The 24,554-nt window shown below is 55.0% G+C and carries 27 protein-coding genes; 12 read left to right on the plus strand and 15 right to left on the minus strand.

Features of this window, described 5'->3' with window-relative positions; all coding sequences use genetic code 11:
• Window positions 1-60 precede the first annotated feature (60 nt).
• Window positions 61-855, minus strand: coding sequence for a phosphatase PAP2 family protein (locus BLU05_RS09185; RefSeq protein WP_091879408.1), 795 nt, complete (start codon window positions 853-855; stop codon window positions 61-63).
• Window positions 856-1,057: 202 nt separating this feature from the next.
• Window positions 1,058-1,828: a trans-aconitate 2-methyltransferase gene (gene tam / locus BLU05_RS09190; protein ID WP_091879409.1), complete on the minus strand. Its 771-nt coding sequence runs from the start codon at window positions 1,826-1,828 to the stop codon at window positions 1,058-1,060.
• Between the two features lie 159 nt (window positions 1,829-1,987).
• Here tam and BLU05_RS09195 point away from each other — a divergent pair, with 159 nt between their 5' ends.
• Window positions 1,988-2,911 (plus strand): LysR family transcriptional regulator, encoded by a 924-nt coding sequence (locus tag BLU05_RS09195; protein ID WP_091879411.1) that lies wholly within the window; start codon window positions 1,988-1,990, stop codon window positions 2,909-2,911.
• Window positions 2,912-3,015: 104 nt separating this feature from the next.
• A complete protein-coding gene (locus BLU05_RS09200) occupies window positions 3,016-3,657 on the plus strand; it encodes a LysE family translocator (RefSeq protein ID WP_091879412.1) in 642 nt (213 codons plus the stop codon).
• Window positions 3,658-3,668: 11 nt separating this feature from the next.
• Here BLU05_RS09200 and BLU05_RS09205 read toward each other — a convergent pair whose 3' ends face one another.
• From BLU05_RS09205 to BLU05_RS09225, 5 genes are all read right to left on the minus strand, one after another.
• The gene (locus tag BLU05_RS09205) at window positions 3,669-4,106 is read right to left on the minus strand and encodes a hypothetical protein (RefSeq protein WP_091879414.1); all 438 of its coding nucleotides are present in this window, start codon (window positions 4,104-4,106) and stop codon (window positions 3,669-3,671) included.
• Window positions 4,103-5,284: a dual-specificity RNA methyltransferase RlmN gene (gene rlmN, locus BLU05_RS09210; protein WP_244518307.1), complete on the minus strand. Its 1,182-nt coding sequence runs from the start codon at window positions 5,282-5,284 to the stop codon at window positions 4,103-4,105. Before rlmN ends, BLU05_RS09205 begins: the two co-directional genes overlap by 4 nt.
• Window positions 5,285-5,463: 179 nt before the next feature.
• The gene (locus BLU05_RS09215; protein ID WP_091879417.1) at window positions 5,464-5,967 is read right to left on the minus strand and encodes an invasion associated locus B family protein; all 504 of its coding nucleotides are present in this window, start codon (window positions 5,965-5,967) and stop codon (window positions 5,464-5,466) included.
• A gap of 289 nt (window positions 5,968-6,256) precedes the next feature.
• Window positions 6,257-6,637, minus strand: coding sequence for a YkvA family protein (locus BLU05_RS09220; protein ID WP_091879418.1), 381 nt, complete (start codon window positions 6,635-6,637; stop codon window positions 6,257-6,259).
• A 110-nt stretch (window positions 6,638-6,747) separates the two neighbouring features.
• A complete protein-coding gene (locus tag BLU05_RS09225) occupies window positions 6,748-7,044 on the minus strand; it encodes a 4a-hydroxytetrahydrobiopterin dehydratase (RefSeq protein ID WP_091879420.1) in 297 nt (98 codons plus the stop codon).
• A gap of 57 nt (window positions 7,045-7,101) precedes the next feature.
• Between BLU05_RS09225 and BLU05_RS09230 the strand changes: the two genes are divergently transcribed.
• Window positions 7,102-7,572, plus strand: coding sequence for a low molecular weight protein-tyrosine-phosphatase (locus BLU05_RS09230; RefSeq protein ID WP_091879421.1), 471 nt, complete (start codon window positions 7,102-7,104; stop codon window positions 7,570-7,572).
• Here the strand turns inward: BLU05_RS09230 and thpR are convergent.
• The gene (thpR, locus tag BLU05_RS09235) at window positions 7,524-8,117 is read right to left on the minus strand and encodes an RNA 2',3'-cyclic phosphodiesterase (RefSeq protein ID WP_091879423.1); all 594 of its coding nucleotides are present in this window, start codon (window positions 8,115-8,117) and stop codon (window positions 7,524-7,526) included. The two genes, BLU05_RS09230 and thpR, sit on opposite strands and share 49 nt — an antisense overlap.
• Window positions 8,118-8,333: 216 nt before the next feature.
• Complete coding sequence (locus tag BLU05_RS09240; protein WP_244518309.1) at window positions 8,334-8,993, minus strand: arylesterase; 660 nt, start codon at window positions 8,991-8,993, stop codon at window positions 8,334-8,336.
• Window positions 8,994-9,087: 94 nt separating this feature from the next.
• Here BLU05_RS09240 and BLU05_RS09245 point away from each other — a divergent pair, with 94 nt between their 5' ends.
• From BLU05_RS09245 to BLU05_RS09260, 4 genes are all read left to right on the plus strand, one after another.
• The gene (locus tag BLU05_RS09245) at window positions 9,088-9,792 is read left to right on the plus strand and encodes an ABC transporter ATP-binding protein (protein ID WP_091879426.1); all 705 of its coding nucleotides are present in this window, start codon (window positions 9,088-9,090) and stop codon (window positions 9,790-9,792) included.
• On the plus strand, window positions 9,789-12,353 hold the full coding sequence (locus tag BLU05_RS09250) for an ABC transporter permease (protein ID WP_091879427.1): 2,565 nt from the start codon (window positions 9,789-9,791) through the stop codon (window positions 12,351-12,353). The genes BLU05_RS09245 and BLU05_RS09250 overlap by 4 nt, the downstream gene beginning before the upstream one ends.
• Before the next feature lie 191 nt (window positions 12,354-12,544).
• Window positions 12,545-13,321, plus strand: a complete 777-nt coding sequence (locus BLU05_RS09255; protein ID WP_091879429.1) for a Bax inhibitor-1/YccA family protein — start codon at window positions 12,545-12,547, stop codon at window positions 13,319-13,321.
• Window positions 13,322-13,544: 223 nt separating this feature from the next.
• Window positions 13,545-14,093, plus strand: coding sequence for a GNAT family N-acetyltransferase (locus BLU05_RS09260; protein ID WP_091880206.1), 549 nt, complete (start codon window positions 13,545-13,547; stop codon window positions 14,091-14,093).
• Window positions 14,094-14,099: 6 nt separating this feature from the next.
• On the opposite strand, the gene BLU05_RS09265 is transcribed toward BLU05_RS09260, so the two are convergent.
• From BLU05_RS09265 to acnA, 3 genes are all read right to left on the minus strand, one after another.
• Window positions 14,100-14,471, minus strand: coding sequence for a DUF2794 domain-containing protein (locus BLU05_RS09265; RefSeq protein ID WP_091879430.1), 372 nt, complete (start codon window positions 14,469-14,471; stop codon window positions 14,100-14,102).
• 393 nt (window positions 14,472-14,864) lie between these two features.
• On the minus strand, window positions 14,865-15,635 hold the full coding sequence (locus tag BLU05_RS09270) for a DUF1223 domain-containing protein (protein ID WP_244518240.1): 771 nt from the start codon (window positions 15,633-15,635) through the stop codon (window positions 14,865-14,867).
• Between the two features lie 208 nt (window positions 15,636-15,843).
• Window positions 15,844-18,531 carry an aconitate hydratase AcnA gene (gene acnA, locus BLU05_RS09275; protein ID WP_091879433.1) on the minus strand — a complete coding sequence of 896 codons (2,688 nt, stop codon included), beginning with the start codon at window positions 18,529-18,531 and terminating at the stop codon, window positions 15,844-15,846.
• A 288-nt stretch (window positions 18,532-18,819) separates the two neighbouring features.
• Between acnA and ccmA the strand changes: the two genes are divergently transcribed.
• The 5 genes from ccmA to BLU05_RS09305 all read left to right on the plus strand — a co-directional run bounded on the left by ccmA (window position 18,820) and on the right by BLU05_RS09305 (window position 21,725).
• The gene (gene ccmA, locus BLU05_RS09285; protein ID WP_091879434.1) at window positions 18,820-19,461 is read left to right on the plus strand and encodes a heme ABC exporter ATP-binding protein CcmA; all 642 of its coding nucleotides are present in this window, start codon (window positions 18,820-18,822) and stop codon (window positions 19,459-19,461) included.
• Window positions 19,461-20,126, plus strand: a complete 666-nt coding sequence (gene ccmB / locus BLU05_RS09290) for a heme exporter protein CcmB (RefSeq protein ID WP_091879436.1) — start codon at window positions 19,461-19,463, stop codon at window positions 20,124-20,126. The genes ccmA and ccmB overlap by 1 nt, the downstream gene beginning before the upstream one ends.
• Window positions 20,127-20,194: 68 nt before the next feature.
• The gene (locus BLU05_RS09295; RefSeq protein ID WP_091879437.1) at window positions 20,195-20,962 is read left to right on the plus strand and encodes a heme ABC transporter permease; all 768 of its coding nucleotides are present in this window, start codon (window positions 20,195-20,197) and stop codon (window positions 20,960-20,962) included.
• A complete protein-coding gene (gene ccmD / locus BLU05_RS09300; protein WP_091879439.1) occupies window positions 20,959-21,132 on the plus strand; it encodes a heme exporter protein CcmD in 174 nt (57 codons plus the stop codon). The genes BLU05_RS09295 and ccmD overlap by 4 nt, the downstream gene beginning before the upstream one ends.
• Window positions 21,129-21,725: a DsbE family thiol:disulfide interchange protein gene (locus tag BLU05_RS09305; protein WP_091879440.1), complete on the plus strand. Its 597-nt coding sequence runs from the start codon at window positions 21,129-21,131 to the stop codon at window positions 21,723-21,725. The genes ccmD and BLU05_RS09305 overlap by 4 nt, the downstream gene beginning before the upstream one ends.
• 5 nt (window positions 21,726-21,730) lie before the next feature.
• On the opposite strand, the gene BLU05_RS09310 is transcribed toward BLU05_RS09305, so the two are convergent.
• The 3 genes from BLU05_RS09310 to ftsY all read right to left on the minus strand — a co-directional run bounded on the left by BLU05_RS09310 (window position 21,731) and on the right by ftsY (window position 24,554).
• Window positions 21,731-22,162 carry a hypothetical protein gene (locus BLU05_RS09310; protein WP_091879442.1) on the minus strand — a complete coding sequence of 144 codons (432 nt, stop codon included), beginning with the start codon at window positions 22,160-22,162 and terminating at the stop codon, window positions 21,731-21,733.
• Window positions 22,163-22,278: 116 nt separating this feature from the next.
• Window positions 22,279-22,938, minus strand: coding sequence for a septation protein A (locus BLU05_RS09315; RefSeq protein WP_091879443.1), 660 nt, complete (start codon window positions 22,936-22,938; stop codon window positions 22,279-22,281).
• On the minus strand, window positions 22,938-24,554 hold the full coding sequence (gene ftsY, locus BLU05_RS09320) for a signal recognition particle-docking protein FtsY (protein ID WP_091879445.1): 1,617 nt from the start codon (window positions 24,552-24,554) through the stop codon (window positions 22,938-22,940). Before ftsY ends, BLU05_RS09315 begins: the two co-directional genes overlap by 1 nt.

A 24,554-nucleotide genomic window follows, 5' to 3' on the forward strand; every position in this document is an offset into this window, starting at 1 on the left:
CCCTGCTGTCGTTTTAATGAAGGTGGGGTTCTTTTATCAGTTGGGGCAATGTTGGCAAGATCAGCTTTGATCGCGCGTATCAGGCAGTGGAAAGCGGCGCGAGGTCCAGATCTCGCAAAGACAGGTCAACACACAAAAGACGATCACCGTTGAGAGAGACCCCAGTATCACGTCGGAAATGTAGTGCCGACCGAAAGCAACCCTCAGCACGTCGGTGACAATGATGATGACCATTATGGGCAGCGCCAGTCTTCGCCTTACTTCATGTGGCCACAGAGGGAGTAGGCAGATAAGCCAGGCTATGCCCGCAGCCTCTCCCGAAACGAAAGAGCAATTGTGCTGGCAGGCATTCGACCACTGCGCAGCTGCCACGAAGGGTTGTTCGCCGCCAAAAAGCAGGGCGTTCGCCGGGCGAGGACGTCCAATGAATTCTTTCATGAAAGCATTGACCAGCAGTCCAGGTCCTACGGCCAGTGTGATGAGGGCCACGGTTGAGATGCGGATTCTTTCATGGCTCCAGCGCAGACCGGAGGCGAGATCGCGCAAGGCAATCGTGACAATCACGGAAGCTGCCACGATTGGAAGCGCATAAAAAGCGCGCCGCAATGTCTTGAGGAGAGGAACCTCTGCCGCCGGGAAATCTCCACAAATCTTGGCACCAATAGTCGTTACGCAATCAGACGCAAAAAAGAACAGTGACGTGACTGATTTATCGATCTCCGGCACATGGTTGAAAAGGATAGCCAGTGCTGCCCACAGGATAATAAGGCTGATAGCAAGCGCTGGTTGGCTCCAGGCGCCAAAACCATAGGGCGCCTTGCCACATGCGGCAGATGTTGTTCGATAATAAACCATACGGCTCTCTGGCTGAAATACTGGTCCGTTCTGGCGTGCAATGATTGCAGTGTCATTACAGAACACGTTTTTCAACTGACTGGGGAAAGGTATTTAATTAAGGCTGCCTGATGTCAGCATTTTGAAACTCTAAATGCAAATGGCGGCCAATTGGCCGCCATTTGCATTGGAAGTTTGCTTTGCGTGTTTTGAAAGTTTGCTTTCAGCGCGTGGCGACCATGAACAACCGTGGAAAGGGGAGAAGGACAGTGCCATCCGGCAATGCCGGATAAGCCTTTGCGACCGCCCGTGTGTATCGTTCGAGATAGGCCGCCCGTTCGTTTTCATCAAGTGGATCAAGATATGGCCGCAGACCCGTCCCCTTGAACCATTCTACAACGGCTGGCGCACCACCGGCGAGTGGATGGTGATACGTGGTTTGCCAGATATCGACCTTGGAGGATATTGGGCGCAATACGCGATAATACCATTCCGCGCTTTGCCGTGGCGACCGCTGGCCAGCCGCTGCCGACAACTTGGCGGCCCATGGCCCGTCGGATGCGATTTCCCGCATCAGCCGATGCGTTGGCTCATCGAGATTGTTAGGGATCTGGACGGCAAGACTACCACCCGTTGCCAGCTTGCTGATCAGATTCGGCAAGAGCGTGGCGTGATCGGGAAGCCACTGGATGACGGCATTGGCCAAGATGACGTCATAAGGTCCGTTGCCGTTCCAGCGTGCGATATCGGCCACCTCGAATGTGACTTCAGGCAGCCGCTTGCGGGCCGCTTCTACCATATCGTCAGAACTGTCTATTCCCGTTACCGCGGCTTTTGGAAAACGGGCAATCAGAACTTCGGTGGAATTGCCGGGGCCACAGCCAATGTCGACAATAGAGCGGGCATAGACGCCCGGAACCGCAGCCAGGAGATCACGCACGGGACGTGTGCGCTCATCTTCGAATTTGACATATTGTTCAGCGGACCAGCTCACGACAGGCCTCCTGCACGAATAATGGCTATCGGACCGGCAGGGGATGGGAGGGCGTGGAGCATGCTGATACCTCAATCGTAAAATTGTATGTTGGCAGAATAACCTCCTCGCCCTATGATTTCCAATGCATGGTTTTGGCAATTTTAATACTTAAAAGGTATGGCTTTGATTGATCTGCGGCGGTTGCGAGCCTTTGTTGCTCTTGCAGAAGAAGGGCATGTAACGCGTGCGGCGGAGCGATTGGGTATGCAACAACCGCCGCTGACACGGCTCCTTCAAAGTCTTGAAGCGGATCTTGGGGTTCTTCTGATGCACCGTCTGCCGCGCGGGGTTCGCCCGACGGAGGCCGGTAAAGTGCTGCTTGATGAGGCGAGGATCATTTTGGCGCGTGCCGATGGCGTTGCCGACATGGTTCACCGGGCAGCGCGCGGCGAGCAAGGTCACCTTGCCATAGGATTCACCAGTTCTGCTGCCCTTCACCCTATTGTGCCGAAGATGCTGCGTGCCTTTCGTGAAAACCTCCCACAGGTCTCGGTTTCGCTTGAAGAAGCAGGCACTGCTGAACTGGTGGATGCGCTTCTGCACGAACGACTGGACGCCGCCTTTATTCGCTCGCCTGTTGGTCGTACACCGGGTTTGCGGATCGATTCAGTGCTGGAAGAGCCGATGCTTGTTGCACTTCCGGTCGGACACCGGCTTGCAACGGATAGCGCGTCACGATTGCTGCTGACGGAATTGGCCAGTGAGCCTTTTATTCTTTATCGCCGATCGGCGGGGCCGGGCCTTTATGATACGATCCTCACGGCGTGCCGCGAAGCTGGATTTAGCCCTGTTGTGGCACAGGAGGCGCCGCGTTTAACAGCGACGCTCAGTCTGGTCGCCGCGGGATTCGGAATTTCTCTTGTGCCCGCATCCATGCAGCGTCTGGGTGGAGAAGGTATTGTCTATAAAGCGGTTGCAGGAAGCTCAAGATTGATAGCGCCCCTGCTTCTGGCCATGCGTCAGGCCCATCCTGTGCCCGCGCTTGCGCAGTTTCGCAGTCTCGTACAGCGCATAGTCGCCGTGCAGCGCCGAGAGAACTGAGCCCTTGAGGTAACGATAAAAGAAAAACGCCAAGAACCGTCAAAATCGAGTGGTCAAAACAATGCGTCCGCGTTAGCTTCCGCGAGTTTTTGACGGAGCGCCCGATGACCTTCATTCCAGAATGGCCGATTATCCTGCAATTTGCGATTGCGACCTTTGTCTTGTCCATTACACCGGGACCCGACATGACGCTTTTTGTTGGCCGGGCCCTATCCGAAGGCAAGGCCGCGGGTTTTGCCTGCCTGTCGGGTGCCAATTGCGGGATTGTCGTCCATACGACGATGGTAGCGCTCGGGCTTTCCGCACTGATTATTGCGTCGCCGACGGCTTTTTTTGTTCTCAAGATTGTAGGTGCGGGCTATCTTGTCTGGCTTGCATTTCAGGCTATTCGCAAGGGTTCTGCGTTTTCGCCGGAAAAGAAAAGTGGCCCCTCGCATACGCTGTTCCAGAACTGGTTGACCGGGATTGGCATTAATTTGCTCAACCCAAAGATCATCCTGTTCTTCATGACCTTCCTGCCGCAGTTTGTTTCCGCAAATGATCCGCATGCGCCGGGCAAGCTCTTCTTCCTCGGCCTGCTTTTCATTCCGCTGTCGCTGCCTGTTGTTACGCCGATGATTCTTGCGGCTGATCGCTTTGCTGGCCTTTTGAAAAAGAATCCAACAGTAACCCGCGTGACCGACTGGTTGTTTGCTGGCGTGTTCTCGGCGTTCGCCGCAAAAATTCTGATGGCGCAGGCGAAATAGAAGCTGCGGTTTTAAGCGCGAGGATCGCTTGGCCGGGTTGGCAAGACCAATCCGGCGCTGCGTCCTGAAACGAGCCAGTAGACAAAACCGCCAACAACGCCTGTCGCAAGAATTGCTGCAAAAGTATCAATATCTTCCGTTTGCGGGCGCCACTTCCAGACGATGACGACCACAGCGGTTGCCGCACCGCCAAGCGTATAGAAGAGCCAGTCGCGCCAGGCGGTCAGTTCTGCAAATACGATGAGAATGAAAGCCGGTATGAACACGCTATAACCGATGACCACGGCGAAGGCTGGAACGGTGAGATAAAGAAACGGGCCATCGCTGCCAATCAACTCCGAGCTGCCGAGCAGCAACAGGTTGAGAAAGAGCGAAGCTGCGAAAATAGCGCAGACAAAACCGAATACGATCAGGGTAAAGCGGAAGAGGTAGAGGGCGAACTGGCTCAATCTTCGCCGTGCCCAGCGATCATGGCCGCTTCAAAGGCGAGACGGTCAGTCTTCTTCATCCGTTCCGATTCCGACTTCAACTGTCCGCAGGCCGCCAGAATATCGCGGCCGCGCGGTGTGCGGATCGGCGAGGCATAGCCGGCATTGTTGACGTAATCGGCAAATTTTTCAATCTGTTCCCATTCCGAGCACTGGTAGTTAACGCCGGGCCATGGGTTGAAGGGTATAAGATTGATCTTGGCCGGGATGCCCCTGAGCATACGCACCAATTCCTTGGCATCTTCAAGCGAGTCGTTAACACCCTTGAGCATCACATATTCGAAGGTAATGCGTTTGGAATTAGACAGGCTCGGATAGGCGCGGCAGGCATCAAGCAGTTCCTTGAGTGGGTACTTCTTGTTGATGGGCACCAGCATGTCACGCAGATCATCATTTACTGCGTGCAGGGAAATAGCGAGCATGACGCCGATTTCCTCACCGGTGCGATAGATTTCCGGAACAACGCCTGATGTGGACAAGGTAATGCGGCGCTTCGACAGTGACAGGCCATCACCGTCAGAGGCGATCAACAATGCCTTCTTTACGTTCTCGAAATTGTACAGCGGCTCGCCCATACCCATCATAACGACGTTGGAGACCTTGCGGCCTTCGGCAGGCACAATGGCGCCATCGGGCGTGTTGCGATCCGGGAAATCACCGAGCCGATCACGCGCGATCAGAAGCTGCGAGAGGATTTCTTCTGCGGTCAGGTTGCGGACCAGCTTCTGTGTGCCGGTATGGCAGAAAGAGCAGGTCAGTGTGCAACCAACCTGACTGGAAATGCACAGCGTGCCGCGGCCTTCTTCGGGAATATAGACGGTTTCGATTTCTACCGGACGTCCCGCGCCGCGCGGTGGAAAGCGGAAAAGCCACTTACGGGTACCATCAGTGGAAATCTGTTCCTCGACAATCTCAGGCCGGGCAATGGTGAAATGGCGATCCAGCAGTTCGCGCATGTCACGGGAAATGTTGAGCATATCAGCGAAATCCGACACGCCGCGCACATAGAGCCAGTGCCAGAGCTGTGCGACACGCATTTTGATCTGTCGTTCGGCCACGCCGATCTCAGCCAATGCTTCGCCCATCTCGGCGCGTGACAGGCCGATCAGTGTTGGCTTGCCATTCATAGCGGCAAGCATGGCATCACGGGATTTGTCCCGGGCAAACGACTGGGTCTCAGGCAAAACAGACATAGGATTTTCTAACATTCTTTCGTGAAGCGCGGCTCATACCACGTTCTGGCCGTGCCGTCACCTCCACATGCAAAAAGGCCGGACAACTGTTGTCCGGCCTTTCCATAGGGGAAGGGTCGATAGACCTATTTGCAGGTGGCGATGGCCTTGAGCGCAGCCGAAACGCCTTTGAGCGAATAGGTGTAGCTGGTCTTGGTGCCGCGCTTGGAAACCGCATTGATGGACATGGTATGACCAGTACGAAGGGCTGCAACCAGCTGCGGTTCTTCAGCCGCGTTTTCCATCCAGCCATGGCTACCATTGGTGAACATGGAGAAGCTGCGCGCATCGATGGTAACGGTGACCTTCGAATTCACCTGAAGATCATAACCCGCCTTGAACTGTGGTTCGAAGCTGACGTTCTGTCCGGGCTTCTGGCTGACCATGAAGAAGTTGTCGCCGTGATCGAGCTTTACAGGCTGCTTGTCGACAGGCACGGACAGGACATAGCAAACCTTCCCCTTGCCCTGCTGATAGCTATAGGCGCCCCATGCGTTGAACTGGCTGATTTGACTTGGGGTCTGGGCAAGAGCCGTCCCTGTCAGCCCAAGCATGAGCACAGAGGTCGCTACGATTGATTTTCCAAACATGTTACCTACCAGTTTTTGTCGTTCACTTCATAACTTACGAACCGGCAAGAGCTGTGAAGCCGCATTGTCCAGTTCGCTTTCTCTTAATTTGACTTAATCTGGGTTACCAAACGGTGAAGACGGGGTCAAAAAAGCGATTTTTGTAAGCGAGAAGATCACGTTGTTTATCCAAAATTTCGCGGCGTCACTCCAGCGGAATAAAAGCGGCGACACTTTGACATTTCACCCTATCACGGGGATGTGATGGAAAAACACCCCGACAAGAGGTCAGATCTCGGCAGATTTAAACTCAATTACCCTTGTCGAGATCCTCGATCGCTTTCTTTGCCGCCTCACGATGTGCCGGTGTGATGTGGTTGCGTATGGCGTTCAGCGCCGCCATGAGCACGGCCACGTCATCGGTGAACCCGAGGCCGAAGATGAAATCGGGAATAACGTCGAACGGCATGACGAAATAGGCAAGCGCCGCAAGCAGTATGCCGCGAACCCTGAACGGAGTGGAAGGGTCGAGAGCGCAGTAATAACCCGCAATGACCTCATCGAGAAAGGGGATGGACTTGGCTGCTTTGCGTGCAGTTTTCCAGAACCGCGCACGCACGGTCTCCTCGCGGGAGCGCTGATCGTACTCGCTACCCGGCTGCAGAATTTCACCAATTTTGACGTTATCCATTCCTCTTCCTTCAAGCTGTTGAATGCCGGAACACAGATTTATAGGCCCGGATACAAAGGAAAACATGGTAAGAGCTGGTCACGGCTACAAGACTTTTTCCAATAATATCGTCAATTGGCGGCAAAACTGTTCATGGCTTCGGCCATTGTGACATCAAGCTTTGTGATGCCATCTGCGTCATGGGTGGCCAATGTTACATCAACGCGATTGTAGACATTGAACCACTCAGGGTGATGGTCCATCTTTTCGGCGATAAGAGCGACGCGGGTCATGAAACCGAACGCTGCGTTGAAGTCCTCGAACTTGAATGATTTATGGATAGCTTCGCGATCTCCCATTTTGGACCAGCCGGTCAGTTCCTGCAGGGCTTTATCAAGTTCGCTGGCATCTAACCGGTTGCGTGCCATTATGGGTTTCCTCATATACATCAAATCATTTTCCTCCAGACCATAGTGCAACCGCCCATGAAAACCCATCCGCTTCGCTCTGTTCTTTTTGTCTGTCTGGGCAATATCTGTCGCTCTCCGCTGGCCGAAGGCGTGTTTCGCTCGGTGCTTGCCGAGGAAGGAAAAGGGCAGGGGGTTCTCATAGACTCCGCAGGAACCAATGGCTATCACACCGGCGAAGCACCGGATGAACGCTCGATTCTTGCAGCGAAGCAGCATGGGATTGATATTTCCGGCCAGCGCTGCCGACAGCTCAAAGCTGAGGATTACTCGGACTTCGACCTGATCCTTGGTATGGATCGCGCCAATGTGGCAGCCATCGAGGCTCGGCGTCCGGCAAAAGCGACGGCGAAGACCGGTCTGTTCAATGAGGTCGCACTTGGTGAAGCCAGTCAGATACCCGATCCCTATTATGGAACCGGGGCAGACTTTGAGCGTGTCTATCTGATGGTTCTTAAGGCTTCCAAAGGCCTCTCAAAACTCTTCTGATAGGTGCGAGGTGATTCCAGAGGCCAAGCCTCCTCGACGATGTAGGGGCCTCCCCCCACTGAATCGCGCGATGACATCAGGACAAAGCGCCCGATGTTGAAGGGCATCGTGGAGAAATTACCGCGTGAGGCGAGATAGTGCGCCACTTCCTCGTTGCGGGCATTGCGCAACCGCGCCAGCGTGACATGCGGCGTGAATTTACGGGGATCAGCCGGTAGCATCAGCCTTTGGCAAATGCGCTCGATTTCGCCGTGAAGCGCCTGAATGTCTGGCGATGGTGAAACGGCGGCAAAAACGCTATGGGGCTTCTTTGATCCGAATGCATTCACGCCCGAAAGCTGAAGTGTGAATGATGGTCGCCTTATACGGTCGAGCGCATTGGCTACCTCATCGGCCACATGGCCTTCGACATCACCGATAAAGCGCAGTGTGATGTGATAGTTTTCGACATCGATCCAGCGAGCGCCTGGCAAACCACCGCGTAAGAGCGATAGTGAGAGAGCGGCGTCCCTCGGGATCTCGAGGGCAGTAAAGAGACGCGGCATAAAGCATCCTCCCCGAATCGAGTTGTAACCTCAGGGAATCATTGAATGAGTCCAAGAGCAAGGCACAATTTCACATTCTTTTGCGCCGCGACAAATAAGACACGCAAGATGTGGTGTTAAGATGACAACAATGTGGATGGCTTGCCCCCAAGGTTAAGGAGCATCCGGGTGGTCAGTCAGGCCCGTGGCTGGTCTTGTCGCAGGCTCTATGCAACCTTACTGATCGGTACTATCCGATGTATCTGACGTAACCGTCGGCTGCTTGATTGTTTTTTGCATGATCGGAAGGAAACCCTTCACCATCACGGCGACACCTTCCGTCGTCGGATGCATGCCATCGGCCTGTAGCAGCGATGCCTGTGTCGCGATGCCATCCATGAAGAACGGATAGAGTGGAACGTCATATTTCTTGGCAAGATCGGGGAAGATTGCGTTGAACTTCTGTTCGTAATCGCCGCCCATATTTGGCGGAGCGAGCATTCCGGCAAGAATAACCTGAATTTTGCGCTTCTGCAGTTTCTCGATCATCTCAGCCAGGTTCTTTTCGCTAATCTCTGGCGAGATGCCCCTCAACGCATCATTGGCACCAAGTTCGAGAATGACAAGATCAGTACCATCCGGAACGGACCAGTCGAGACGCGCAAGGCCGCCCGTCGTCGTGTCACCGGCGACACCGGCATTGGCGATTGAAATCTCAACGCCCTTGCCTTTCAGCGATTTTTCCAGCTGGGCGGTGAAGGAGTCCTGAACCGGAAGTTCAAAGCCAGACATCAGACTGTCGCCAAATCCGACGACAGAGAGCGCATGACCGGACACGGCATTTTGATTGGCCAAGGCGAAGGATGGCAGGGCAACAAGGCCGAGCGACACAATCATCTTTATCAATGGTTTGAATATCATCTTCGGGTACCCATATCTGACCGGATGCGACTAAAGTCAGTGTCGACCATATCGTAAAGGATCTGCTTTCGTGACTAAATCCGTCATCACGCTCGATCACATTGAGTTGACTCTTGGGTCGGGTGCTTCCTCCGTCCATGTTCTCAAAGGCATATCGCTTGCCATTAACAGCGGGCAATCGGTGGGAATTGTCGGACCATCAGGTTCCGGAAAGTCAACCTTGCTGATGGTTCTGGCCGGGCTGGAACGGATCGATTCCGGCTCGGTCGAGATTGCCGGGCAAAAGCTGGAGACTATGACTGAGGATGCGACGGCAGCCTTTCGCGGCACGAATATTGGTATCGTTTTTCAGTCCTTTCATCTTATTCCGAATATGACCGCGCTTGAAAATGTTGCTGTTCCGTTGGAGCTGGCTGGCAACCCCGATGCGTTTGCCATCGCCGAGCGTGAACTGGCAGCGGTCGGACTGGCGGACCGCGTGACCCATTATCCCGGAGAATTGTCGGGCGGCGAGCAACAACGCGTGGCCATTGCCCGCGCCCTTGCACCATCGCCGAAAATCCTGATTGCCGATGAGCCTACTGGCAATCTTGATACGACCACCGGCCGGCAGATTGCCGACCTTTTGTTCCAGAAACAGAAAGATCTCGGCCTCACCCTCGTGCTTGTCACCCACGATCCCGCACTATCTGCCCGGTGCGATCGCGAAATTCGTGTTCGTTCCGGATTGATCGAGGCGGATGAAGATGCACCCGAGCTGAAGAAAACCGCATGAGTGCGACCAGTTCTCCCAAGTCGCCATCTTTGCGGTTGGCGCTGCGTTTCGCTCTGCGCGAGATGCGCAATGGCCTGTCAGGGTTTTACATTTTCCTTGCCTGTATTGCCTTGGGCGTTGCCGCCATTGGCGGGGTCAACTCGGTTGCCAATTCGGTGACATCAGGCATTTCCACACAGGGCCAAAGCATCTTAGGTGGCGATATCCGTTTTCAACTCAACCAGCGTGAGGTCAATCCGGATGAGCGCGCCTTTGTAGAAAGCAAGGGCCGCGTTGCTGTCAGCGCCAATATGCGATCCATGGCTCGTTTGGCCGATGGCTCTGATCAGTCGCTGGTGGAGGTAAAGGCGGTCGATAATGCCTATCCGCTCTACGGCACGCTCGATACGGCGCCGACGCTGGACAGAGATGCGCTCTTTGCTGGCAAAAACGGAGCATTCGGCGCCGCTGTTGCGCAGATTTTTCTCGATCGGCTTAATCTCAAGCTGGGTGATCGGGTATTGCTCGGTTCTGCAACATTCGAGTTACGGGCTGTGATCAACAACGAGCCGGATGTTCTGTCCGATGGTTTTGGATTCGCGCCGCGTTTTCTGGTGTCGCTTGATGGATTGCGGGCTGCTGGACTGGTTCAGCCGGGCAGCCTGGTCGAGCACAGCTACAAGATTGCCCTGCCAGCAGGTGTCAGCGAAGGTGATATCACTGCTATTCGTAACGAGGCGCAAACGAAGTTCCCGCAGGCAGGCTGGACCATCCGCAGCCGTACCAATGCCGCGCCGTCTCTGAGTGCCAATGTCGAGCGGTTCTCGCAGTTTTTGACACTGGTTGGTCTAACGGCGTTGATCGTCGGAGGCGTAGGCGTCGCCAATGCGGTGCGCGCCTATCTCGATGGAAAGCGTGGTGTCATCGCCACCTTCAAGTCGCTGGGCGCACCGGGTTGGTTTGTTATTGCCGTTTATCTGATCCAGATTGTGCTGATTGCTCTTATCGGTATCGCAATCGGGTTGGTTCTCGCGGCAATTATTCCTTATGTGGCAGGCTACGCCCTGCAGAGTGTGCTGCCAATCGCGGCCAAGGGCGGCTTTTATCCCGGAGCGCTCGCCTGGGCTGCACTATTTGGCCTGTTGACCACGCTCGCCTTTGCCATTCTGCCACTGGGCCGGGCGCGGGACATTCCGGCAACTGCCCTGTTCCGCGAGCAGGGTTTTGATCAGCGCGGCTGGCCGAAACCCGTCTATATCGCTGTGGCGGTCGCCCTTGTCGCCATCCTTTGTCTGTTGGCAGTGTTCTTTGCTTACGACCGGCGTATAGCAGTCACATTCATTGGTGCCGTTGCATTTTCGTTCCTCGTGCTGCGCGCAGTTTCCAGCCTCGTGCAATGGCTTGCGCGCCGCGCGCCACGGGTTCGCTCCACGGCACTTCGCCTTGCCATCGGCAATATTCACCGACCGGGTGCGTTGACGCCGTCGGTTGTCCTGTCGCTTGGTCTGGGTTTGACACTTCTGGTGACACTCGCCTTGATCGACGGCAGCCTGCGCCAGCAGTTGGCAGGTAATTTGCCAGAAAGAGCGCCAAACTTCTTCTTTGTCGATATCCAGAGCACGCAGGTCGACCAGTTCACCAGCCTTCTGCAGAAGGCCGCGCCGCAGGGTAAAATCGTCAGCGCACCCATGTTGCGTGGACGTATCGTTGCCTTCAACGGCACGGATATTGGCAAGCTCACCATACCGCCGGAAGGGGCATGGGTATTGCGCGGCGATCGCGGCATTACCTATGCGAAGAAGATACCTGAGAATTCGGTCCTTACAGCCGGCAATTGGTGGCCGGAGGATTATGCGGGTGAGCCGCTGGTGTCATTCTCGGCGGAAGAGGCGCGCAATCTCGGCCTTAAATTGGGCGATACAGTCACGGTGAATGCGCTTGGTCGCAATGTTACGGCACGGATCGCCAATTTCCGGCAAGTTCAGTGGGAATCTCTGGCAATCAATTTTGTCATGGTTTTCTCGCCCAATGCCTTTGCCGGCGCTCCTCACGCATGGCTCGCCACTTTGACTGACCCTTCGGCAACCACGCAGGAAGATGCAACGGTCATGCGTGACGTTACCCGTGCCTTCCCGGCTGTCACATCTGTGCGGGTCAAGGATGCAATTTCAATTGCCAATGAACTTGTGGGCCAGCTGGCCGTTGCCATCCGTGCGGCGGCATCGGTGGCGCTGATTGCCTCGATCCTTGTGCTTGGCGGAGCGCTTGCCGCTGGTAATCGTGCCCGTGTACACGATGCGGTGGTATTGAAGACGCTTGGCGCGACCCGGCGCACACTCATCAAAGCTTTCAGCTATGAGTACGTGATCCTTGGATTGGCAACGGCGACCTTTGCGCTTTTCGCCGGCGGGCTGGCTGCCTGGTACGTGATTGTACAGGTCATGAAGTTGCCTGCTTCATTTCAACCCGAAGTGGCCATTTCAACAGTGATGCTGGCTCTGGTTTTGACTGTAGGATTCGGTTTGGCGGGAACATGGAGAATCCTAGGTCAAAAGGCTGCGCCAATCCTGCGAAACCTCTGAAATTGTTAAAAAAGCGTAATATTTGCACGTTTTACGCCCGTTTGGTGGCCCAACACGCGATCTTGAGCAAAACAGGACTTGTTATCGCCCTGTTGAGTCCCCATAATTCAGCACAAGGCATGCTGGGGTCCCGCCAGCGGCGCCTGGGAATAACCCCCGACACCCGACGGGACGTAGCAATGAGGAAAACCATGGCTGACTATCGCAACATCCAGGCCCGTACATCGGCCGGAGTGCGTGTGGACGCGGGGATCGATCAAGGTCTGCGCAGCTACATGCTGAAGGTCTATAACATGATGGGGATCGGTCTCGCAGTGACCGGTCTGGCCGCACTCGCAATCGTTTATCTCGCAACCACCAATGATCCTTCCCTTGCCGCAGCACAAATGTCAAACGGCAAGATGCTGACGAGCTTCGGTGTTGTTTTCTATACATCGCCGTTGAAATGGGTTGTCATGCTCGCACCGCTCGCCGCAGTGTTCTTCCTGAGCTTCCGCATTGAAAAAATGTCGGTTCCTGCAGCCCAGGCAACATTCTGGGTTTATGCTGCGCTTGTAGGTCTTTCACTGTCGACAGTCTTTCTGGTGTTTACATCGGGCAGCATCGTCCAGACATTCTTCATCACCGCTGCATCTTTCGGTGCTTTGTCGCTTTACGGCTACACAACAAAGCGCGATCTCTCTGGAATGGGCTCGTTCCTGTTCATGGGCTTGATCGGCATTCTGCTTGCAGGTTTGGTCAATATCTTCCTGCAGTCGAGTGCTTTGCAGTTCGCAATCTCGGCGATCGGTGTTCTGGTCTTTGCTGGCCTGACTGCCTATGACACGCAGAGCATCAAGGAAATGTACTACGAGGGTGACAGTTCAGACACTTATGGCCGTAAGGCTATCATGGGTGCGCTGCGTCTCTATCTCGACTTCATCAACATGTTCATGTTCCTGCTGCAGTTCCTGGGCAACCGTAACTGATCGCAGGCGACATAAACGGACGAACGAGGGCAGCGGTGACGCTGCCCTTTTCTTTGGACGTTACGAAAAGCATAGTGCGTGGTTCGCCCTTCGACAGGCTCAGGATGAGGGGAGTTATATTCTGCAACGCTTGCGATTAGTGTTGCATCCAACCCTCCCCCTCATGGTGAGCTTGTCGAACCACGCACACCATAATCTTATGTTTACAAACCGATTGTGCTTCATGACCAGCCTCCATATCCGTCCTGCCCAGCCCTCCGACCTACCCGCAATCACTGCTATCTATCGCGATGCTGTTTTGTATGGCACCGCCACCTATGAAATCGAACCACCTGATCTGACCGAAATGACGCGCCGGTTTCACACGATCACCAGTGACGGCTTTCCCTATTGTGTGGCGGAGATCAACGGTGTGGTCGCCGGTTATGCCTATGCCAGTTATTTCCGCACCCGCCCAGCCTATTGGTGGAGCGTGGAGGATTCGATCTACATCGCACCCGAAGCCAAAGGCAAAGGCATCGGCAAAGCCCTGTTGCAACGGTTGATTATCGATTGCACGGCGCTTGGCTTCCGTCAGTTCATCGCTGTGGTTGGCGATGGCCACGATGCATCGGCATCGGTGCGTCTGCACGCAAGTTGCGGGTTCAAACATTCGGGGATAATCAAAGGTTCCGGTTTCAAGCATGGCCGCTGGCTGGATACGGTCCTGATGCAGCTCGACATGAACGGCGGTACGGATACACTTCCAGGTACAACGCCCCTGAAAGGTTGAGCATTTCTAGCTCTTTACGATCCGCAGGGATTTGTCGAAAATCTTCAAGACGCGGTCGAGTTCCATGCCACGTTTGAGAATAAGGCCGCTTGCGGCAATCACGCTATAGGCACCTTGCTTGCGCGCCAGTCGCGGATTCTTTTCAATACGGTACATCGGCACTTCGCTGGTGCGACGAAACACGGAAAACACGGCGCGGTCACTCAGATGATCAATGGCATAATCGCGCCATTCACCTGACGAGACCATAAAACCATATATTCTGAGGATTTGATCAAGTTCCCGCCGATTGAATGTAACGGGTAGATCGCGTGCGCTGGAGAGTGAAATGAGTTTTGCCTGCTGTTGCGATTCGTCGCCACCTGCATTGCTGTCCATCAATCAATCCGCCTTTAGATTTGCTGTATGACAACTGGATGACAGAAGGGTGACCTGTTCCGCCCATATTTACAAGGCCGTATCGCGCAAAGCCTCGATAAATGAGTATAAAACCTGTCGCCAAAGGACTTTCTCACGAAGCAATACGTGTTGTTTCGATTGGTGATACAGGGTCACACTTTCGCCACTTTACCTTCGCATTGCCGCCTGATTCCAGACCGAACTTGCACGTGTTGTCTGAGACGGTTCGGCCTTGAGCGGTCCGATACCCCAAGCCCCCCGCCCAAACGGGCTGTTCTGGCCGAACCATTCAGTCTCCCAGATGACAACAAGCCCCAAGACTCCAGGCTGGTTCTACCAGCCTTTTTTCTTTTTCAGGAATAGCTTTTAAAATCAGGGCTTTGTCATGATCGATGCGCCGATAATCGGGCCCGGTTTGCCCTCACCAAGCATCTCCTGCAACAGGACAGCGCAGCCCGAGGCCTTCTTGCTGGCGATCTCGGTCAACGGAATTTCGATCTTCTGTGATTTGCCATCCCACATACCAACCGTTTCCATGGCGCGCACACTATTGGCATAGCTCACATTGCGTCCGCCATTCTCCCCATCGGGGATGGAGACAATGGTTTCCTTGTTGAAATAGGCAAGGAGAACGCGCACCGGATTTTTTGCGGCCGGGCCTTCACCAATATTGATAATCAGCCGATCAGGCGCCGTTTTTTCGATGGAAACGGGTACGGACAAGCCAGAATCATTACTGCGCATCTCATCGATTCGGCGGCGGATACGCGTGCCATCCTGACCATTGACGTGTTCGCGGCCGTTGAGGATTGCTTGAGGTGTATAGACACCTGTCAGACCAAGCGCCTTGCGATAGGCATTCTGGCGCGCGGTATTTTCGGGCAATGCGAGATTGTCGATCCAGCCACGATAGTCCCAGTAGTCAACGTGAAAAGCCAGAGCGACAACCTTGCCTTCCGCAACCAGTTGCTTGAGCACAGCATCGGCGGGAGGACAGGAGCCACAGCCCTGCGAGGTATAGAGTTCGACCACGCCATCGGGTTTCTTGCCAATGTCCTCAGCGCAAACTGGCCAAGCAAACGTAGCAGCCGCAACGAGCGGGCTGGCGACGAGAATGGCTTTGAACAGAGGGCGCAGGGTCAAGGGTACGAGCTTTCTTCCCGAATTCTTCTTCGATCTTCTATGAGAGTGATTGCCAGATAATTGATAGGGATGCGTTATATCAAGAGGAAGTCACTTTGAGGTGAATTCAATCACGTTTACAGGCAAAACCTTATAAATATTGGATAAACCGCGCAAAAAAGGCCGCCGGTTGCCCGGCGGCCTTTCATTTCTTCACATATTCGCTGGTTTAAGCAGCAAGATCTCGCAGAACGTATTGGAGGATGCCGCCGTTCTTGAGGTATTCGAGTTCATCGATTGTATCGATGCGGCAGATCAGCGGGACCTGTTTGACGGTGCCATCGGCGAACGTGACCGTGGCATGGGTCTTCTGGCGTGGCTGGATCGTGGCAAGCCCTTCGATCGAAACCGTCTCGTCGCCCTTCAGACCAAGTGACTGCCAGCTGGTGCCATCCTCAAGCACGAACGGGACAATGCCCATGCCGACGAGGTTCGAACGATGGATGCGCTCGAACGACTGGGAGATCACAGCACGCACGCCGAGAAGGTTGGTGCCCTTGGCTGCCCAGTCACGCGATGAACCGTTGCCATATTCAATACCGGCAAAGATGACCAGCGGGACATTCTCGGTGCGGTACTGCATGGCCGCATCATAGATCGGCATTTCCTCTTTCGAGGGGTAATGGATCGTGTAACCGCCTTCACGGCCGTTCTCGCCGAGCATGTGGTTGCGGATGCGGATATTGGCAAAGGTGCCACGCATCATCACTTCGTGGTTGCCACGCCGTGTGCCGTACTGGTTGAAGTCGAGCGGTGCCACACCGTGATCGGTAAGATACTTGCCTGCAGGCGAAGCCGCCTTGATCGAACCGGCCGGAGAAATGTGGTCGGTGGTGATCTTGTCGCCGAACAGACCAAGAATGCGCGCCCCCTTGATGTCATTGACGATGCCCGGTGTCTTGCCCATGCCGACAAAGTAAGGCGGGTTCTGCACATAGGTCGAATTGTCGTCCCATGCGTAGGTCTGACCTGCCGGAACCTTGACGTCCTGCCAGTTCTGATCGCCTTTGAACACATCCGCATATTTGGCGGAAAACAGCTTGCGGGTGACGTTCTTGGTGATGAACTCCTGAATCTCATGCGAAGACGGCCAGATGTCCTTGAGGAACACCGGATTGCCGTTCTGGTCTTCGCCGAGCGGTTCTGTCGTCAGGTCCTTGGTGACCGATCCGGCCAGCGCATAGGCAACAACCAGTGGCGGTGAAGCCAGATAGTTGGCCTGCACATCAGGGGAGACGCGGCCTTCAAAGTTGCGATTGCCGGAAAGAACAGCCGCCGCAATCAGACCCTTGTCGTTGATGGTTTTGGAAATCGGCGCTGGCAGCGGGCCCGAATTGCCGATGCAGGTGGTGCAGCCAAAGCCAACGAGATTGAAACCAAGCTTGTCGAGTTCAACCTGCAAGCCTGCGCTTTCGAGATAGGCGGCCACAACCTGCGAACCGGGAGCGAGTGAAGTCTTGACCCATGGTTTTGACTTCAGACCCTTGGCGGCAGCATTGCGGGCGAGAAGACCAGCTGCAATCAGCACGCTCGGGTTTGACGTGTTGGTGCAGGAGGTGATTGCCGCAATGGCAACATCGCCATGACCGAGATCATAATCCTCGCCTTCAACCGCATAGCGGGCGTCAAGCTGGGTGGTTTTCTTGTATTCCTTCTGCAGCGACTCGCGGAAACCGGCAGCAATGCCTTCCAGCGCAATGCGACCTTCCGGGCGCTTCGGACCAGCCATGGATGGAACAACAGTGCTGAGTTCGAGTTCCAGCGTATCGGTGAAGACAGGATCGGCGGAACCCGGCTCACGCCACATGCCTTGTGCCTTGGAATAGGCTTCAACCAGTGCCAGACGCTCTTCATCGCGGCCGGACATGTGCATGTAGTTGATCGTCTCGCGGTCAATTGGGAAGAAGCCGCAGGTCGCACCATATTCCGGACCCATATTGCCGATGGTGGCACGGTCAGCCAGCGTCATGCTTTCAAGGCCGGGGCCGAAGAACTCAACGAATTTGCCGACAACACCCTTCTTGCGCAGCATCTGCACGACGGTCAGCACCAGATCGGTTGCTGTCACGCCTTCCTTGACCTTGCCGGTCAGGCGAAAGCCAATAACCTCTGGCAGCAGCATGGATACAGGCTGGCCCAGCATGGACGCTTCAGCTTCAATGCCGCCAACACCCCAGCCAAGCACGCCAAGGCCATTGACCATGGTTGTGTGCGAATCGGTACCAACGCAGGTATCGGGATAGGCAACGGTGACGCCGTCCTCTTCCTTGGTCCAGACGGCCTGCGCCAGATATTCCAGATTGACCTGATGGCAGATGCCGGTGCCGGGCGGAACAACGCGGAAGTTCTTGAACGCCTGCTGGCCCCACTTCAGGAAGCGATAGCGCTCGCCATTGCGTTCATATTCCAGATCCACATTGCGCTTGAATGCCTGCGCATTGCCGAATTCATCAACGATGACCGAGTGATCAATAACCAGATCGACAGGCACCAGCGGGTTGATCTTCTCCGGGTCACCACCCAGATTGACCATCGCATCGCGCATTGCAGCCAGATCAACAACCGCCGGAACACCGGTGAAGTCCTGCATCAGAACCCGTGCCGGGCGATAGGCGATCTCCGCACCCGCACTCCCGCGGTCAACAAGCCATTTGGCAACGTTTTCAATGTCCTTCTTGAAAACCGAGCGGTCATCTTCAAAGCGAAGCAGGTTTTCGAGGAGGACTTTCATGGAGAAAGGAAGTTTGGAAATGCCTTCCAGGCCGTTTTTCTCAGCTTCGGTCAAGCTGTAATAAACATATTCCTTATCCCCTACGGTTAGGGTTTTACGGCATTTGAAACTGTCGATTTGAGACATGTTGCGTCGTCCTTATGCTACTGGCCTCACCCGGGACGAACGCCTTTGCCGCGTTTCAAGGACGCGCTAAGGTGCGGGTGCAGTCATTTCCGCTGTCCGTCCCGCTACAGGTCCGAAAAGGTGCCCGTATGGAGATCGGCCAAAAATGGTTTCCACACCGACCGCTGGTATGGTTGACTGCTATATAGAGATTTTCGTCGATCTGTGCCAGACCGACATTCGTCAAAAATACGGGCTGCGTCGAAATGCACATGCGCTGGTCCAGATTCAATAAAGAGCGGGAACTTCATGCGGTTAGTCGCCGAAAATCTGGCAGGAGAGCGGGGCGGGGAGATTCTATTTTCCGGGCTAAACTTCACCATTGCAGGCGGAGAGGCGCTGATGATTACCGGACCTAATGGTGCGGGAAAATCTACACTGCTGCGAATCATTGCAGGACTTCTGGAGAAGGCAGAGGGAAGTATCCGGCTTGATAATGCACCTGCCGGTTTCGAGAGCCTTGTTGGTGCCTGTCATTATCTCGGTCACCTCAATGCCATGAAGCCGGTTTTGAGCATCGAAGAGAATTTGCGTTTCTGGCAGTCATTTAACGGCGCTGGACAACACACACTTCGCGAGGCGCTGGACCGTGTCCAACTCGGTGATATCGGACATCTGCCTTTTGCTTATCTCTCAACCGGGCAAAAACGACGGGCAAGTATTGCACGGCTATTGATCAGCCATCGGCCGGTCTGGTTGCTGGATGAACCGACGGCAGGTCTCGACAAGGCATCGGAAGAGCAATTTGCCGGATTGATGCGTGGGCATCTGACGAGCGGAGGAATTGTAGTTGCCGCGACTCATTTGCCCCTGGGGCTTGGCGACGCACAAGAGCTCGTGATGGGAGGCAATGGGCAGGATCATGCCGGAAGTCGGGAGTATAGCGCCTGATGCTCTCGCTCTTTCTACGCGACACACGATTGGGTCTGCGCGCCGGTGGTGGTGTTCTTATCGGAATATTATTCTTTCTGGCAGTCATTGCTGTTGTGCCATTCGGTGTTGGGCCGGATCTCAAGCTGCTAAGCCGCATCGGCGCAGCCATGCTATGGATCGGTGCATTGCTGGCTACGCTGCTTGGTCTCGACAGGCTGTTTCAGGCGGATCGCGATGATGGCTCTCTCGACTTGCTGATCATGGCTTCAGACCGGCACATCTTGGCTCTGACCGTTCTCATCAAATGTCTGGCACACTGGACCACAAGTGTTTTGCCGCTTGTTATAGCTTCTCCTCTGCTCGGCCTTTTTATGAATATGGAGCCCGCCGCCATCGGCGCTACTACACTGACGCTGCTTGTTGGTACGCCTGCAATCACGTTGATAGGGGCTGTCGGTGCGGCGGTCGCTGTGGCACTGCCGCGAGGCGGTCTGCTCGTATCGGTGATCATCCTGCCGCTGACCATTCCAGTGCTGATTTTTGGCGTATCGGCGGCCTATGGCGCTGTGGAGGACCCTGCGCCTTTTGTCGCGCCCTTCCTTATTCTGATTGCAATTACACTGTTCTTTGCCGTCATTGGACCATTGGCTGCGGCTGCGGCGCTGAAATCGTCAGCCGATTGACATGGGTGAACAGGCGCACGATGTGATGGTGAATTGCGAAACAGAGCGGGGGAAGCTACAAAATCGCCATGAGTGAAGCAGTGTCAAAGGCTCGCCGCTGGGTCGATCTGGCTAATCCCACCCGGTTTATCAATTTCGCGGGTATCGTTCTGCCATGGCTTGTCGGAATCACCTTGCTGGTTCTGGCTGCGGGATTGTGGATGTCGTTTCAGGCGCCTGATGATTATCAGCAGGGCTCGACCGTCAAGATCATGTTCATCCATGTGCCTTTCGCGTGGCTGTCGATGATGTGCTACACGGTCATGAGCATTTCCGCGATTGGAACGCTGGTGTGGCGTCATCCCCTGGCGGATGTTTCAGCCAAGGCGGCAGCGCCTATTGGTGCTGCTTTTACCGCACTCGCCCTGATAACCGGTTCGCTGTGGGGTAAGCCCATGTGGGGTACCTGGTGGGTCTGGGATGCGCGTTTGACGTCGGTTTTCGTGTTGTTCCTGATGTATCTCGGCATTATTGCCCTGACACGGGCGATGGACGATCCAGCGAAATCCTCCAAGGCAACGGCTATCCTGACGCTGGTCGGTTTCATCAATATCCCGATTATCAAATTCTCCGTCGACTGGTGGAATACGCTACATCAGCCCGCTTCCGTTATTCGGATGGGCGGGCCGACGATACATCCGTCATTGCTCTGGCCGTTACTGGTCATGGCTGTTGGTTTCACGTTGCTGTTTTTCACGCTGCACATGATGGCCATGCGCAATGAAATCTGGCGCAGGCGCGTCGTTGCCATGCGCCGTATCGCGGCCCGCAGTGCTGAGCGGAGGGGAACGCAATGATGACCCATACCGGCTTTGTTCTGGCGTCTTATGGTGTTTCCATTGTTGTGCTCGTGGCGCTTGTCAGCTGGATATTGATCGACCAGCGGGCTCAACGGCGCGCATTGCAGGAACTGGAAACGCGCGGCGTGCGCCGTCGCTCCGAGGCTCGAACGGACGGCGCATCGTGAGCGGACCTGATATTACGGAGCAGGTACCCCGCAAGCGCTTCTCGCTGTTTGCCTTCCTGCCTCTACTGCTTTTCGTGGTTCTCGCCGGTATCTTTGCTTTTCAGCTGGCGCTGGGACGCGATGAAAGTGTTATTCCATCGGCATTGATCGGCAAGCCGGTGCCAAAGCTGACGCTTCCGGCGCTGGCAGGTTTAACCAAAAACGGTCAGCCTGTTCAGGGGATCGATCCCGCTTCGTTCAAGGGGCAATTGACGCTGGTCAACGTGTTCGGTTCATGGTGCGTGCCGTGCCGGGCTGAACATCCCCTGCTGATGCAACTGTCTAAAGACAAACGTTTCCGCCTTGCTGGTCTTAATTACAAGGACAAAGACGAGAACGCGCTGCGTTTCCTTGGCGAGCTGGGCAATCCGTTCGACGTGATCGGGGTGGATGCAAGCGGTCGTGCCGGAATAGAATGGGGCGTTTATGGCGTGCCGGAAACTTTTCTTGTCGGCCGTGACGGTACGATTCTTTACAAGCACGTCGGACCATTCAGCGAGGTCTCGATCCGGGACGATCTGATGCCCGCGATCGAGAAAGCTCTGAAGCCATAAATCCGTTATTCGCTGTCGAGCATCGCGTAACGGCGGACCCATCCGCTTGCGCGCGAGGCGGCTTCCGCCGTGCTGTCATAGGCATGGGCCAACGGCACCTCAATCATCCGGTAGCCGAAGGAGGTTTTCTGCGCGACGGTTACGGGGGCATCAATGGGCGTGCCCAGTGCGATGGTATCAAGTGGTCGATCCGGTGCGGGCTGGGGAATAGCAAATGAGCGGCTTGCGACCAAGGTTGACGGATGTTTCGCCTTGATGGTGCAGGTCGCGGTCACCAGCGGATAGCTTACCCCTGCAGTCTTGCGAATCTGATTCTCAAGATCTGCCCGGCAATTCTCGACGCTGGTCCAGCCTGAATCGGCGGTTTTGATATATTCGCAGATTTTTGCATCGCAGTCACAACCCATCAGGGTCATGACAATGAGGGCCGTTTTCATGGTTCGCGCTCTTTCCGGATAGAATTGCCGTCAAAGCGATAGCTGAGCCCGGATCGCGGCGGGATTTGGTCGCGATCTGTCAGGAATTGCGGTTCTTTTCAGCTCAATTGTGGCGACTATTTTTCTTTGCGTTTGTCCAGCAGCGGCTCAAGCGAATGTCTCATCACCAGCGGCATCTGCGCGAATGTGAAAAGCAGGGTGATCGGCATGGTACCCCAGACCTTGAAAGCAACCCAGAAATCCGTGGAGAAACTGCGCCAGACCACTTCGTTCAATACAGCCAGAAACAGGAAGAAAATGCCCCAGCGCATGGTGAGCTTGCGCCAGCCCTCTGCGTCAAGCTTGAAGGCACTGTCGAAGACATAGCCAAGCAAGGATTTGCCGAAATAGAGGCCGCCAAGCAGAATAATTCCGAACAGCGCATTAACGATGGTTGGCTTCATCTTGATGAAGGTTTCATTGTGCAGATAAAGCGTTAGCGCACCGAAGATCAAAACGACAATGCCTGAGATAAGTGGCATGATCGGCAGGCTGCGCGTCATTATCCAAGATGTGATCAGCGCAATGGCGGTCGCGGCCATGAACAGGGCCGTAGCGATAAAAATCGGCTCACCAATAGTAGACAGCACTGGAAATCGCTCGATCAGCCATTCACCGCGGGCATTGGCAAAGAAAAAGACCATTAGTGGCCCGAGTTCAAGTGCCAGTTTGAGAAGTGGCGCGACTTCCTTACGGGAAGGATCGGAAGGGTCACGTTCAAATACGGATTGGTCCATCAAGCAACTCCTGCGATGGCTTTGGCAAAATCTTTGGCAGCGAAGGGTTCGAGGTCTTCGACCTGTTCGCCGACACCGATGAAATAGACAGGCAATTTATGCTTGGCCGAAATGGCAACAAGAATGCCGCCACGCGCCGTACCATCTAGCTTGGTCATGACGAGGCCGTTGACACCGGCGATGTTCTTGAAAATCTCGACCTGATTGAGCGCGTTCTGACCGGTGGTGGCATCAAGAGTCTGTAGCACCGTGTGTGGCGCTTCCGGATCGTTCTTCCCGAGAACGCGGACAATCTTTGCAAGCTCGTCCATCAGTTCCGTACGGTTCTGCAGCCGTCCGGCTGTGTCGATAATCAGGACGTCACTTCCAGCTTCTTTCGCCTGCTGCCATGCATCATAGGCAAGGCCTGCGGCATCAGCACCAAGCTTTGATGAAACCACCGGTGCTCCTGTGCGTTTACCCCAGATATGCAGTTGTTCAATGGCCGCCGCGCGGAATGTATCGCCTGCGGCCAACATGACGCTGAGACCGCCCGCGGTCAGTTTTGCAGCAAGCTTGCCAATGGTCGTTGTCTTGCCGGTGCCGTTGACACCAACGACCAGAATCACGTGCGGTTTATGGGAAAGGTCGAGTTCCAGTGGCTTTGCTACCGGTCCGAGCACCTTTTCGATTTCCGTTGCCATGATGGTTCGGACTTCTTCCGTGCTAATGTCCTTGCCATAGCGCGTCGCGCTCAGAGATCCAGTGATGCGGATTGCGGTTTCCATGCCGAGATCCGCCTGAATCAGCACATCTTCAAGGTCTTGCAGCGTGTCTTCGTCAAGCTTGCGCCGCGTGAAGATGCCGCCGATGGAATCGCCCAATTGTTGCGATGAGCGCGAGAGACCCTTGCGCAGACGTTCGAACCATGAAAGCCGTTTTTCCGGTTCGGCAGCAACCGGCTCCTCAGCCTGCTTTTCCTCAACCGTCTTGGTCACGGTTACTTTTGACGAGGCAGGTTTTGCCGGTGCTATTGGTTCAACCGGTGCCGGTACGTCTATGGCGGGTTCAATCTCGGGTACGTGGACCGGCGGTATGACCCTCTCGGCAATGGTCTGTTCGAAAGGTTCTTCCGGCAAAGTGATTGGAACCGGGCGATCTTCTTCAACAACTGGTTCTAGTTCTGGTTCCGGTACCGCTACTATTTCGGGTTCTGCCGGAGGTGCCGCAGGTACAGGCTCGGGCAGGATTTCCGGTTCAACGGGTTGCTGAAGTTCTGCCGCGGTTTCGGGTTCCGGTTCCAACACTGCAGGTGCTGGTTCTTCTGTGATAGCAGGCTCTATGACAATCGGCTCTGCTTCGACCAGCACCTCCGGCTCGGCCGGTTGTTCGACGAGATTTGCTTCTGCTACGGGCGTGGGCTCGTCTTTTGGTCCGGCTTCGATGATCTCAGTTTCAACAGGTTCTGGATCTGTCGAAAGGGGCAATGATTCCTGCGCAGTCGTGTCTTCATAGACCTGTTCGGTTGTCTGATGAATGGGCGCTTCGAGCGCTGCAACGGGCACTTCCGCCGGCGCCTCTTCGACAACTTCCTTTTTGCCGAATGAAAATATCTTCTTGATAAAACCCAGAGCCAT

The sequence above is a fragment of the Phyllobacterium sp. OV277 genome (assembly GCF_900104355.1).
GTDB lineage: Bacteria > Pseudomonadota > Alphaproteobacteria > Rhizobiales > Rhizobiaceae > Phyllobacterium.

Coding starts and splice junctions, on each gene's coding strand:
- BLU05_RS09295 (WP_091879437.1), top strand. CDS start 20,195: ATGAGTGAAGCAGTGTCAAAGGCTCGCCGCTGGGTCGATCTGGCTAAT.
- thpR (WP_091879423.1), bottom strand. CDS start 8,117: ATGCCGCGTCTCTTTACTGCCCTCGAGATCCCGAGGGACGCCGCTCTC.
- BLU05_RS09195 (WP_091879411.1), top strand. CDS start 1,988: ATGGCTTTGATTGATCTGCGGCGGTTGCGAGCCTTTGTTGCTCTTGCA.
- BLU05_RS09185 (WP_091879408.1), bottom strand. CDS start 855: ATGGTTTATTATCGAACAACATCTGCCGCATGTGGCAAGGCGCCCTAT.
- ftsY (WP_091879445.1), bottom strand. CDS start 24,554: ATGGCTCTGGGTTTTATCAAGAAGATATTTTCATTCGGCAAAAAGGAA.
- BLU05_RS09220 (WP_091879418.1), bottom strand. CDS start 6,637: ATGGATAACGTCAAAATTGGTGAAATTCTGCAGCCGGGTAGCGAGTAC.
- rlmN (WP_244518307.1), bottom strand. CDS start 5,284: ATGCTTGCCGCTATGAATGGCAAGCCAACACTGATCGGCCTGTCACGC.
- BLU05_RS09225 (WP_091879420.1), bottom strand. CDS start 7,044: ATGGCACGCAACCGGTTAGATGCCAGCGAACTTGATAAAGCCCTGCAG.
- BLU05_RS09240 (WP_244518309.1), bottom strand. CDS start 8,993: ATGATTGTGTCGCTCGGCCTTGTTGCCCTGCCATCCTTCGCCTTGGCC.
- BLU05_RS09255 (WP_091879429.1), top strand. CDS start 12,545: ATGGCTGACTATCGCAACATCCAGGCCCGTACATCGGCCGGAGTGCGT.
- BLU05_RS09315 (WP_091879443.1), bottom strand. CDS start 22,938: ATGGACCAATCCGTATTTGAACGTGACCCTTCCGATCCTTCCCGTAAG.
- BLU05_RS09310 (WP_091879442.1), bottom strand. CDS start 22,162: ATGAAAACGGCCCTCATTGTCATGACCCTGATGGGTTGTGACTGCGAT.
- BLU05_RS09260 (WP_091880206.1), top strand. CDS start 13,545: ATGACCAGCCTCCATATCCGTCCTGCCCAGCCCTCCGACCTACCCGCA.
- BLU05_RS09230 (WP_091879421.1), top strand. CDS start 7,102: ATGAAAACCCATCCGCTTCGCTCTGTTCTTTTTGTCTGTCTGGGCAAT.
- ccmD (WP_091879439.1), top strand. CDS start 20,959: ATGATGACCCATACCGGCTTTGTTCTGGCGTCTTATGGTGTTTCCATT.
- BLU05_RS09200 (WP_091879412.1), top strand. CDS start 3,016: ATGACCTTCATTCCAGAATGGCCGATTATCCTGCAATTTGCGATTGCG.
- BLU05_RS09250 (WP_091879427.1), top strand. CDS start 9,789: ATGAGTGCGACCAGTTCTCCCAAGTCGCCATCTTTGCGGTTGGCGCTG.
- BLU05_RS09265 (WP_091879430.1), bottom strand. CDS start 14,471: ATGGACAGCAATGCAGGTGGCGACGAATCGCAACAGCAGGCAAAACTC.
- ccmB (WP_091879436.1), top strand. CDS start 19,461: ATGCTCTCGCTCTTTCTACGCGACACACGATTGGGTCTGCGCGCCGGT.
- acnA (WP_091879433.1), bottom strand. CDS start 18,531: ATGTCTCAAATCGACAGTTTCAAATGCCGTAAAACCCTAACCGTAGGG.
- BLU05_RS09215 (WP_091879417.1), bottom strand. CDS start 5,967: ATGTTTGGAAAATCAATCGTAGCGACCTCTGTGCTCATGCTTGGGCTG.
- ccmA (WP_091879434.1), top strand. CDS start 18,820: ATGCGGTTAGTCGCCGAAAATCTGGCAGGAGAGCGGGGCGGGGAGATT.